The 12256-nt window shown below is 36.8% G+C and carries 7 protein-coding genes; 6 read left to right on the forward strand and 1 reads right to left on the reverse strand.

Annotated features, from left to right (window positions below; translation table 11 throughout):
• Window positions 1-323 (reverse strand): transposase (locus tag BM073_RS02145; RefSeq protein WP_245756351.1); only part of this gene is annotated, 323 nt, incomplete at its 3' end.
• A gap of 442 nt (window positions 324-765) precedes the next feature.
• On the opposite strand from BM073_RS02145, the gene BM073_RS02150 reads away from it, so the two are divergent.
• The 6 genes from BM073_RS02150 (at window position 766) to BM073_RS02175 (ending at window position 11879) form a co-directional block, all read left to right on the forward strand.
• Window positions 766-1923 carry a glycosyltransferase family 4 protein gene (locus BM073_RS02150; protein ID WP_091649734.1) on the forward strand — a complete coding sequence of 386 codons (1158 nt, stop codon included), beginning with the start codon at window positions 766-768 and terminating at the stop codon, window positions 1921-1923.
• Window positions 1924-2052: 129 nt separating this feature from the next.
• Entirely contained in the window at window positions 2053-3189 is a 1137-nt protein-coding gene (locus BM073_RS02155; protein ID WP_091649737.1) for an aminotransferase class I/II-fold pyridoxal phosphate-dependent enzyme, read from the forward strand.
• A gap of 4 nt (window positions 3190-3193) precedes the next feature.
• On the forward strand, window positions 3194-3826 hold the full coding sequence (locus BM073_RS02160) for a sugar transferase (protein ID WP_091649740.1): 633 nt from the start codon (window positions 3194-3196) through the stop codon (window positions 3824-3826).
• Window positions 3827-4243: 417 nt separating this feature from the next.
• Window positions 4244-6154: a polysaccharide biosynthesis protein gene (locus BM073_RS02165; protein ID WP_091649742.1), complete on the forward strand. Its 1911-nt coding sequence runs from the start codon at window positions 4244-4246 to the stop codon at window positions 6152-6154.
• A gap of 676 nt (window positions 6155-6830) precedes the next feature.
• Window positions 6831-11309 (forward strand): PAS domain S-box protein, encoded by a 4479-nt coding sequence (locus BM073_RS02170; protein WP_091649746.1) that lies wholly within the window; start codon window positions 6831-6833, stop codon window positions 11307-11309.
• A gap of 132 nt (window positions 11310-11441) precedes the next feature.
• On the forward strand, window positions 11442-11879 hold the full coding sequence (locus BM073_RS02175; protein ID WP_317042641.1) for a response regulator: 438 nt from the start codon (window positions 11442-11444) through the stop codon (window positions 11877-11879).
• The last annotated feature ends 377 nt before the right edge of the window (window positions 11880-12256 follow it).

Here is a 12256-nt window from a genome sequence, read left to right on the forward strand (position 1 = left end):
GCCAGGTCAATCATCTTTTCTAAATAGTCAATCATGATCTGTTTCTGTCCAACAGTTCGTTCGAGCTCCTTGACCTTTTCTTCGAGTTCCTTTAACCGATGTGTCTGGCTGTCTTTCATCTCAACGATTCTGATATTTTTTTCATTGTAAGTGGAATACTTGTAAATCCAACGATAAATAAGAGCATTACAAACTCCGTAATGCTTTTGCATTTGAGGAACAGACATGACTCCTTTTTCGAAGTCGTCTACCAATTTACGTTTAAATTCTTCAGAAAATTTACGATGTGAATTGATCCTTTTTCCCGTTTTTAGCATCTTCATTCTGATTTAAAAACGGTCAACCTATTTCAGGGAATGACAGCGAGAGATTAGAGACGAGAAGCGAGAAGCGAGAGGCGAGAGATTAGAATCGAGAACCAAGACGCGAGAGATTAGAGGTAAGAACCTAGACTTGAGATCGTTATCAATTAATCAGTTACTCAATTACTCAATTACTCAATTACACTATTACTCAAGTCTCATCGTTTTGGTTAAGTCTTCCTGAGTTTTTGAAAACTAAATCCAAAGCCCTTATGTAAAGGCATGATTTTTGAAAAAATTTTATATTCAAAAATTTGAATTTAATCTTAGTTTAAACACCTGATATACATTAAATTATGTTTTTCATACTTTTCATCATATCAGGCCTTCCATTAATAAATCATTAAAGGCAAGACTTTTGTAATTCATACTTTGTAATTTTAACCGATTAAACCAACCAATTATGTTTTTTTTACTAGCCATACTCACAGCTTTTTCGGTGGGATTTTTTGTCACACCGATTCTGATAAAGCTACTCCACAAAGCTCAAATAGGTGATCTGCCGGGTGGAAGGAAAATTCACAAGAAATTTATCCCTTCCATGGGAGGAATTGCCTTCTTTTTAGCTGCATCTATCGCCATGTCCATTTGGGCTTGGCAGTTTCCACTTCCTGATATCCGCTATTTACTAGGTGCTATTGCCCTGGTATTCTTTGTGGGCCTTCGGGATGATATGGTGGAACTGAAAGCCACCCATAAGATCATGGGCCAGCTGGTTGCTGTTCTGCTTGTAATTGTTGCCGCAGATATCCGAATCAAGGATCTACATGGATTTATGGGAGTAGGGGAGCTCAACTTGTATGTTTCATACGGATTCTCTGCTTTTGTAATCTTGGCCTTGACCAATGCGTTCAACCTGATCGATGGATTGGATGGCTTGGCCTCAACCATGGCGGTGATTGTTCTAAGTTCTCTTGGTGTTTGGTTCTATGTGCATGGGCTTGACAGCTTCGCCGTGCTTTGCTTTACTTTCTTGGGTGGAATTCTTTCCTTCTTGGTATATAATTGGCATCCTGCCAAAATCTTCATGGGTGATACAGGTTCTCTAACACTTGGTTTTACAATGGGAGCTTTAATTATTGCCTTTATGGAATATAATGCGGCTTTGCCTGCTGGATCGGCTTGGAAGTTCGAACCTGTATTTTCATCAGGAATAGCGTTGATGATTTTTCCACTCTATGATATGGCACGTGTATTTACCCGTAGACTCATGCAGGGAAAAGGACCTATGACTCCGGATAAAAGCCATGTACACCATTTCCTAATGAGATCTGGATTGAAGCATAATCATGTGGCTATGCTTCTTGGCTTCATTCAATTGGCTTTCGTGATATTGGTGGTCGCATTGAAAGATTATTCAGATCATTTGGTTTTACCACTGATTTCTGCCATTGCCCTCGGCCTCGGATATAGGCTGGATCAGGTGACAATTAAGTATGTGAAAAAGAAGGTTCATGCAGAGCCAAGAGTGCTGGAAGTAAGGCCTCTTTCGCAGCAACAAAGAAGAAAAATCAAATTGGAAATGGAAGAAATTCAAGAATCCAAGATGAACCTAAATTAGGTTTAGAGCCGTTCAAAGCTTATAAATGCCCTTCGGGGCATTTTTTATTTGAATAAATTTTATGTTTGGTTGGGTTTTTGATAGAATCTATTTAGTTTCCCATCGTAAACGGTATGGCGCACCCTCTAAATGGCATTTCAGTTTAAACTTTCCGCTCCAATCTTTGGTGGAAATGAACTTATTTACACCCAAGAAGCCATCAGTTCCGGGCAACTGGCAACTTCAGGCAGCTTTATCGATAAATTCGAAAGGAAACTTGGGCGAAAACTGAAAACTCATCAAGCTGTAGCTCTTAACTCTGGAACCAGCTCTTTACATTTAGCCCTTGTTCTTTTAGGCGTAAAAGCAGGTGATGAAGTAATTTGCCAATCTTTTACTTTTTGTGCCTCAGCTAATCCCATCATTTACTTAGGAGCAACTCCCATCTTTGTAGATAGTGAAAAGGAAACATGGAATATGTCGCCGGAACTATTAGAAGATGCCATTATGCATAGGATTGCTCATGGGAAAAAGCCCAAGGCAATCATCGTGGTACACCTCTTTGGAATGCCTGCTAAAATGCAGGAAATCATGGAAATTGCTGGCAGATACAATATTCCGGTTTTGGAAGATGCTGCTGAGGCTGTGGGTAGTACAGTGAATGATCGCTTTTGTGGAACCATGGGAGATATCGGTGTATACTCTTTCAACGGAAATAAAATTATCACTTCCGGTGGAGGAGGAGCATTAATCGCTAATGATAGTTCCTTGGTAGAAAAAGCAAGATACCTTTCAACTCAAGCACGAGAAGATCTTCCTTACTATCAGCACTTGGAAATAGGCTATAATTATAAAATGAATAATTTGGCTGCTGCGGTGGGCTTGGCTCAGTTGGAGCAGTTGGATCAATGGATTGACAGAAGGAGAGAGGTTAATGCTATTTACCGCGAACTCCTAGGTAGAATACCAGGTATAGTATTTCAGGATGAGCCTGAAGGCGTCACCTCCAATTATTGGTTGACTACAATTTTGATTGACGATAAAGTGACTGGCTTTACTAATGATAACCTGAGAGTTGCCTTAATGAAGAATGGAATAGAAACCAGATTTTTGTGGAAACCTTTGCACATGCAGCCTGTATTTAGAAATGTACAGTTTTTCGGGGGTGATATTTCCAAAAGTTTATTTCAAAAAGGAATTTGTCTACCAAGTTCTGCTGATTTGACCTATGAGGATCAGGAAAAAATTGTAGGTATTGTAATCAAAGAATTAGCCAAAACATTCTGAGTTTGTGAATTATAGAAAAGTCGGTAAAAGACTGCTGGATCTATTGGTGGCAGGAACCCTTTTTTTATTGCTATCTCCTCTTTTTCTATTTCTCTATCTAGCCTTATTCTTTTATTTCCGGGGTAATCCAATTTTTAAACAAACCCGTCCCGGATTTCAAACCATTCCTTTTAGTATTCTAAAATTCAAGACCATGACGGATAAAAAAGATTCGTCAGGAAACCTGTTGCCAGATTCGGAGCGGATTACCAAGTTTGGAAGAGTCATCCGGAAGTTTTCTCTGGATGAAATGCCTCAGCTGCTCAATGTAATCAGAGGGGATATGAGTTTGGTAGGTCCAAGACCCTTATTGATGGAATACCTTCCGCTATACAATGAAGAGCAAATCAAAAGGCACTTAGTCAAGCCAGGAGTCAGTGGTTGGGCTCAGGTCAATGGTAGAAACACCATCTCTTGGGAGGAGAAATTTGAATTTGATACCTGGTATGTGGAAAATGTTAGCTTTCTGCTGGATTGTAAAATTCTACTTATCACCTTTTTTAATGTTTTGTTGGGGAAAGGAGTTTCCCAACAAGGGCATGTGAGCATGGGGAGATTTGAAGGAAATAAGCAGGAAAAGGTTCATCTTTCACAATAGAGTATGAAAATCTTGGTTTCAAAAAATATTTTTAGCTTTCTAATTTCATAATTCACACTTCCAACTTAGTCTTCCTGTGAATTAACAGATTATTCAAATAAATTTGTATATTTTCGAACAAAATATCAGAATACATTATTTAATACTTTCAAACCCGTTTTTAAACCTGTTGTACTCCAAATTTTCCCACTTAAATAAGAATTACAAAAACTGTTTCCGCTTAAATCCAATTCCTTTGTTTTTATCGTATTTCAAAAATACCTAACATTCAATTGAAATAATTCAAAATAATATTGGATTGAACTGAAAAATACACAAGGATATTTGGTTTAGCAGGATAAAAAATCTTATTTTGCAAAGTCATAGAATTAGTGAGGCTTAACCTTTTAACCTTATCAATTTGAAACAATCTCTACTATGAATTTTTTAACCAGGCTCAAAATCCTTCCTAGATGGATCATTGCCACGCTAGATGCCCTTATTCTTTTCCACTGTGCTCTTTTCGGCTATTTGGTTAGATTCAATTTTGAATTAGCCTTAATCGAACAAAATGATGCTGTAGCTGGAAGTTTTACCTTTATGATCGGTGGACTTTTGGTTATGCAAAATACCCGAAGCTACGAGGGAATTGTTAGACATACCGGTTTTAAGGATGGTTCCAATATCTTTAAAACGGTTCTTATCAATTTTATTTTATTTCTCTTTCTTAATTTTTTCCATGGGAGTTTTCTGAATGACAGATTCCTACTTCCTACCTCTGTTTTGATTATTGCGAGTTTGTCCTCGCTCTTCATGCTTGTTTTCTATAGACTGCTTGTTAAAGAGCTGTTTGTCTATTTGAAAAACGGATTTATTGCCAAAGAACAAAGAAACGGAGTCATTTTTGGTGCCGGAGAGGCCGGTATTATTGCTCAGGATGCCATAAAGACGGATAGTAAATCCTATTTCAATACGGTTGCTTTTTTGGATGATGACCCCAAAAAAGATGGCAAAAATATTTCTGGAACCAGAATCTTCCACGGGCTTTCTCAGTTGGAAAAATTGGTCAGTGCACATGGAGTCACTGAATTGATTATTGCAGTTAGGGATCTTTCAGTTCAGCGGAAAAGAGAAATTATTGATGAATGCTTGAGGTTAAAGATTTCCGTTTCCATAGTTCCTCCTGTAGATCAATGGATCAATGGTGGCTTAACTGCCGGTGCAATTCGTGAAATCAAAATTGAGGATCTTTTATCCAGAGATCAGATTCAATTGGATAATCCAAGAATCCATGAAGATTTGATAGACAAGGTTGTATTGGTAACTGGAGCTGCAGGTTCTATCGGTTCTGAACTTTGCCGACAAATATCTTATTATCAACCGAAACTTCTAATCATGTTAGACATTGCTGAATCAGCTTTGTATGATGTGGAAAATGAGTTTAAGGAGTCTTATCCATCATGCCCGATTAAAATCATTTTGGGAGACGTGAGGAATAAGAAGAAAATGAAGGAAGTCTTCAAAAACTTTAAGCCTCAGGTAGTATTTCATGCAGCGGCCTATAAGCATGTGCCGATGATGGAGAACTATCCGGAAGAAGCGATCCATTCCAATGTGATAGGTACCAAAGTTTTGGCAGATCTTTCTGTGTTGTCTCAGGTAGATAAGTTTGTATTTGTATCTACAGATAAGGCAGTAAACCCAACCAATGTGATGGGGGCGAGCAAAAGAGCTGCTGAAATGTATGTGCAGGCATTGAATGAATATTTGGAAGTCAATCATAAGAAGTATCATACTAAATTCATTACCACCCGATTTGGAAACGTTTTGGGTTCTAATGGTTCAGTAATACCACTTTTCAAGAAGCAGATTTTGCACGGTGGCCCGATTACAGTTACCCATCCGGAAATCACTCGTTTCTTTATGACCATTCCTGAAGCTTGCCAATTGGTATTGGAGGCTGGGGTAATGGGACATGGAGGAGAGATCTATGTATTTGACATGGGAGAGCCGGTGAAGATTCTGGATTTGGCGAAGAAAATGATTCAGCTTTCCGGTAAGAAAGTAGATGAGGACATCAGTATTGTATTTACAGGATTGAGAGAAGGGGAGAAGTTGTATGAAGAACTGTTGAATGATTTTGAAACAGTGAAGATTACCCATCATCCTAAGATTAAAATTGCCCAAGTGATGCCTGCTGCCTACCATAAGATAGATGGTCAGGTCGAGCTTTTCCAGGAGTTGATTTCTAAAAATTCAGAAAATGAATTAGTCTCTCACTTGAAGTCGATTGTACCTGAATTTATTTCCAATTCCTCCAGATTTCAGGTATTGGATAGGATGAATTGATTATTTGAAAGTGTAACTGTGTAATTGAGTAATCGATTAATCGAGTTTCCTCACACTTTAAATTCTCGTCTCTCGCTTCTCGTTTCTCGTCTCTCATCATCGTAAATGTGAAATTTATCTCTGTTCTCAGGTCGAAGCAGAACTTCAATATTCAACATTCATCATTCGATGTTCGATATTTTTTTGGAAGTGTAACTGTGCAATTGAGTAATCGATTAATCAAGTTTCGTCTGACTTTAAATCCTCTTCTCTCGCCTCTCATCGCCGTAAATCTCAAATTTCCCTCTGTTCTCAGGTCGAAATAGAACTCTCCAATTCTACATTTCTCATTCGCCGTTCGATATGTAATCGAGTAACTGTGCTTAATCCATTATGCATCAGGCAGGGTCGCGCAAGCTTCGGTCTTCGGTTGCCTATGCTGAGCGAGGTCGAAGTATCTAATCGGTCAAACAAAGAAAATATGTTAAGCGGCAAGATTGCAGATAGCCAGATAATTTAATATCCTGATAAAATTCTGTTATTTCCCATATTTTATCTTGGAATTAGTTAAAATTGAAAAGCACCTATTACTAAAAATAAGGAGACCTAATGCTAACCGTTCCTAGTATTTTTGGTAAATTGGAAAATACGATTTTGAGAAACCCTAACCCATCTTTGAAAAATCCTAACCCATCACATGAATTTTAGCGTTTTTGACTATTGCTCAGACCTTTGTTGGGTAGTAAATGATAAGCTCGAGATAGTTTATGCTAATCCTTCATATTCAAGTTTAATTGAAAATTTTACGGGAAATGTTTTGAAGAAAGGGGACTCTATTTTCATTCCGGAATTTGGAGAGGAATACTTAAGTAAATGGAGTTTTATTTATGAAAAAGTGTTTTCAGGTCAATTAAAGGAGGTTGAAGAGTCATTTGTAGATCCCAGTACTGGAAAGAAGATTTTTGGAATAATTAAGTTTGACTTGATTACGGACCAAAAAAGTTTAGGTAATCTGGCTTTTTGCAGGAACACTGATGTGACCAATTTTGTAGCACTTAGAAAAGAAGAGAAGAAACTTTTTGAAGCTTCGCTAGATGTTATCTGTTCTATTGATAGTAATGGAAACTTTGTGAAAGTTAATGCCGCATCCAAAGATTTATGGGGTTATGAGCCTGAGGAGTTGGAGGGAACTCCTTATGCTGATTTGATTTATCCGGAGGATATTGAAAAAACCTCAAAGGTGGCTGAAGAGATATTATCTGGTAAAAAGATCACCACTTTTGAAAATCGCTACATAAGAAAAGATGGGAAAATAGCCTATAATTTTTGGTCGGCTCGCTGGGACGAGCAAGACCAAATGATGTACTGCGTAGCTCGGGATGGAAGGGAGAAGATTGAAAATGAATTGTTAATTCACCAGAATGAATTAAGGTTTAAAGCTTTGGTTCAAGAAGGTTCTGATTTAATAGCCATCCTCGATCAAGAGGGGAATTATAAGTATGTGAGTCCTACGAGTAGCTCAATTTTGGGAATAGAACCCCATGAATTTGAAAATAGAAATGCATTTGAATTTATCCATCCTGAGGATAAAGAAAGAACAATGGGTTTTCTAAATAGAATCTTTGAGGAGCAAAGAGTTCAGGTCGATCCCTTTAGATTTCAGAATAATAATGGTGAGTGGAGATGGATTGAAACCATATTAACCAATATGTTGGATAACCAGGTGGTTAAGGGAATAGTAGCAAATTCAAGGGATATCACGGAGAAGGTTATAGAAGAACAGAGGTTAAAACTTTTGGAGAATGCCATCAATAATACAAATGATGCTATTTTGATAACCGAAGCTGAACCTATGGAGGAGCCTGGGCCTAAAATAGTTTATGCCAATCAGGCTTTTTTGGATGCTTCGGAATACACTTTAGAGGAAATTATTGGTCAAAATCCCAGGATTCTCCAAGGCCCCAAATCGGATTTTGAAGGTTTGGCAGAGTTTGGTCAAAAAATTAGGAACTGGAAACCTGCAGAGGTCACAACAGTCAATTACACTAAGTATGGCAAGGAATTTTGGGTGAATTTTTCAGTAAGCCCAGTAGCAAATCATACTGGAATGTTTACGCATTGGGTCTCTATCCAAAAGGATGTAACAGAAAAGAAAAATATAGAACTCAAGAAAGAACTAGATTCAAGGATCAATAAAATATTTAGAGATAAGAAGTCTTTAAAAACAGCTTTAAATGGAGTCTGTGAAGAATTGATTGAATTTTTAGAATTAGAATATACCGAATTCTGGCTTCCTACTGTTTCAGGTGATAAGCTAAGACGGATTGCGAATTGTTTCGGTAGCAAGTCTGGAGAAATTTTTTGGAAAGAAAGTAAAGTCTACGAGCAATTCAACCCTAATGAGGGCTTACCTGGAGAAGTTTGGAAAAAGCAGAAGCCCATTTCTTGGAAAAATATATCTAAGGATGAAAGATTCATTAGGCGCAAAGAAGCCGAAAAATCAGGTATAAACTCTATGGCAGGTATTCCAATATTTCATAAAGGTGAAATATCAGGAGTTTTACTTTTTGGAGCTGAAAAGCCAATTTCTGAGTTGGAAGCAATTTTTCCTGTCCTCAATTCACTGCAGGGATCCTTAGGGATAGACTTAGACAAGAAAAAGCTGGAGAACGAGGTGAACCTCACGTTTCAATCAGCTCCAGACTTAATTGCTTTATTGGATCTATCTGGAAATTTTTTAAAAATAAATACAACTGGTTCAAGATTTTTGAATGCTTTAGAAGATGAGATTAGAGGAAGGAATTTGAATGATTTTTCTAGCATATCGGAGCCCGATTTCTTTGTTTCGTCTGTCAAGAATAAAGACAATTTCAAATTTAAAACGAGACAGGTTTTAAGTGACAAAACAATCAAGTGGCTTAGTTGGAGTTGCGAGGTGCAGCACGAAGAGGGACTTGTTTTTGCGACTGCTAAAGATATTACTTCAGAAAAACAGATGGCTGAATTATTAAATGAGGCATCTGCTGTTTCTCGAGTTGGGGGCTGGGAGGTGGATTTGATGTCCAATAAGATTTATTGGTCAAAAATGGTTCATGAAATCCATGAAACAAACCCTGATACTTACGTTCCTGAGTTGGAAGCTGTTATAAATTTTTATAGATCTGATTTTCGGGATTTGGTCAAAGAAAAAGTGGATAGGGCTATTCAATTTGGAGAGCCTTTCGATTTTGAAGCCATTTTGGTCACTGCCGAACAAAACGAAATTTGGGTTCGCTCCAGAGGCCAAGTGGAATTTGTTGACAAAAGTTGTGTTAGAATATATGGAAGCTTTCAGGATATACACGAAAGAAAACTCTTGGAATTAAGAATTTCGGAGGTTTTAGCCAGTATCTCTGATGCTTTTTATGCGGTAGATTCTAATTGGAACTTTATTTACTTCAATAAAGAAGCGGAGAATCTTTTGGCTAGAAAGAGCGAGGAGGTGATGGGCAAAAATATTTGGAAGGAATTTCCGGCGGCGAAAGGTACCCAACTTGAAGAAATCTATTTGTCTGTAGTTAATCAAAATGAGAGCAAAAGCTTTGAATATTTTTATCCCGGAAATAATTGCTGGTATGAAATAAATGCTTACCCTTCTAATGGCGGTCTTTCAGTTTATTTTAAAAATATTGATGAAAGAATTAAAGCTAAAGAACGTCTCGAAAATGCTTATCAAGAGAAAGAGAATATTCTTGAAAGTATTGGCGATGCATTTTTGGCTGTAAATCAACTAGGACAGATTACTTATTGGAATAAAAGAGCGGAAAAACTCTTTGGTAGTAAGAAAGCTTCAGTCCTTGGCAAGGAAATTCAAGAAGTATTGAATGACACCTATAAGATGGTTTTTCTTGAGTACCTGACCAAAGCTCAATCTTTAAATCAATTAATTCAATTTGAGGAGTTTTTTGAGAATAAGAAAAAGTGGATAGAAGGAAGTATCTATCCATCGGATCAGGGTTTATCTGTTTATCTTAAAGATATTACTACCCGAAAAGAGACAGATATACGTTTACTTCGAGCTAATGAAAGATTTGAAAAGGTAACAGAAGCAGCCACAGATGGAATTTGGGATTGGGATATCGCAAATGATAAATTTTACCGTGGCAAAGGTTTCGAAAAACTATATGGAATTCATGTAAAGCGAGAACTTTCACAAGAGGAATTCTGGAAGGATAAATTTCACCCTGAAGATTTAGAAGGCGTAAAAGAGAGCCTTAGAAAAGCATTAGAAAATCCCAAAGCGTCAAAATGGGAGTTTGAATATAGAATCATGCAAACCTCTGGTAGAATAATTACGGTTTTAGATAAAGGGATTATTATTAGGGATGAAGAAAAAAAGCCGATCAGAATGGTAGGCGCCATGACTGACATCACTTATCGTAAAGAATTTGAAGATGAGCTTGTCAAGTTAAACGATACTTTGAAACAGCATGTCAAGGATCTGGAAATTGCTTATGAAGAATTAGAGCAATTTACTTTTATAGCTTCCCATGACCTGCAGGAACCCTTGAGAATGATCAATAGTTTTTTACAACTATTGAAAAAGAAATATGAACCTGTCTTAGACGAAAAAGGCCTTCAATACATTCACTTTGCAACAGATGGGGCTGTTCGAATGAAGCAAATTATCCTAGATCTATTAGAGTACTCCAGAGCAGGTAAGTTTAAAGAAAGTCCAGAAAAGGTGGATTTTAATGGAATACTTAACGATTTTAAGATTCTGAGAAGAAAGTCTATACAAGAAAAAGGAGTAAAGCTGCATTTTAAAAGTTTGCCAGAAATAACTGTATTTAAAACTCCGTTTGTTCAAGTGATTCATAACCTTTTAGATAATGCGATTAAGTACTCCAGAAAGGATGAATCACCTGAAATTAAAATTTCTGTTGAAGAGGCTAAGGATCATTGGCAGATCCAAGTCAAGGATAATGGTATCGGAATAAAAGAAAAATACTTTGAGAAAATCTTCATCATCTTTCAACGATTGCATGATAGGACAGAATTTAGTGGAACAGGAATTGGACTATCAATTGTAAAGAAAAACGTAGAATCTTGGGGAGGAAAAGTTTGGGTAAATTCTGAATTAGGGAACGGAACTACCTTTTATTTTACTATTCCAAAAAATATTATTTTGGAATAATTATTCATGATTTAAAACAGTTTGGTAGTAAAATCAATCTAAGGAATAAAACTGAATTAACTTTGGATAATAAATGCGGATCTGAATTAAACTTTATCAAGAGTTTTTATTATGGATGTCCCCCAAATTTAAATGAATAAAGAAATGAGGCAGGCAAAAATATTACTAGTGGAGGATAATGATGGAGATATCTTTCTCACATTGGAAGCTTTCGAAGAAAGTAAAATTAAAACGCAAATTAACGTTGTTAAAAATGGAGAGGATGCTTTAGACTTCCTCTATCAAAGGGGAGAATTTAAAGATGCATTTAAGCCAGATTTGATATTATTGGACATCAACATCCCTTTGCTTAATGGACATGAAGTTCTGAAGGATATCAAATCAAATAAAATTTTAAAAAAAATTCCCGTGATTATGCTAACCACTTCTTCAAACAAAGTGGATATTGAAAAGGCTTACTCTAATCATGTAAATAGTTTTGTGACCAAACCGATTCAAATGGATGATTTTTTGTCAGCAATATTAAAAATTGAAGAGTTTTGGTTGAACTTGTGTACACTCTCTGAGTAATCTTATTTTCAGTATCCATACCATTTACCATGTTTTCTTACATACTGGCGATTAAGTGATTTAAAGAGTAAGTGTTTAATCGAGTAACTGAGGAGGATATGTTATTGGTTATTAAGTACTTCGATATTCAACATTCCTCATTCGATGTTCGATATTTTTTGGAAGAAGGGTAATAGTGTATTTGGGTTTCGTCACACTTTAGATTCTCGTTTCTCGTCTCTCGCTTCTCGTTTCTCGTCTCTCATCATCGTAAATCTGAAATTTATCTCTGTTCTCAGGTCGAAGTAGAACTTCGATATTCAACATTCCTCATTCGATGTTCGATATTTTTTGGAAGTGTAACCGTGTAATTGAGTGTCGCCGCCATTTTAATTCTT

Origin of the sequence: Algoriphagus ornithinivorans, from assembly GCF_900115305.1 — a bacterium.
GTDB classification, from domain to species: Bacteria; Bacteroidota; Bacteroidia; order Cytophagales; family Cyclobacteriaceae; genus Algoriphagus; species Algoriphagus ornithinivorans.

Excerpts from the sequence above, each read along its gene's own strand:
- BM073_RS02150 (WP_091649734.1), top strand. The coding sequence starts at position 766 with ATGTTTTTTTTACTAGCCATACTCACAGCTTTTTCGGTGGGATTTTTT.
- BM073_RS02175 (WP_317042641.1), top strand. The coding sequence starts at position 11,442 with ATGAATAAAGAAATGAGGCAGGCAAAAATATTACTAGTGGAGGATAAT.
- BM073_RS02170 (WP_091649746.1), top strand. The coding sequence starts at position 6,831 with ATGAATTTTAGCGTTTTTGACTATTGCTCAGACCTTTGTTGGGTAGTA.
- BM073_RS02165 (WP_091649742.1), top strand. The coding sequence starts at position 4,244 with ATGAATTTTTTAACCAGGCTCAAAATCCTTCCTAGATGGATCATTGCC.
- BM073_RS02155 (WP_091649737.1), top strand. The coding sequence starts at position 2,053 with ATGGCATTTCAGTTTAAACTTTCCGCTCCAATCTTTGGTGGAAATGAA.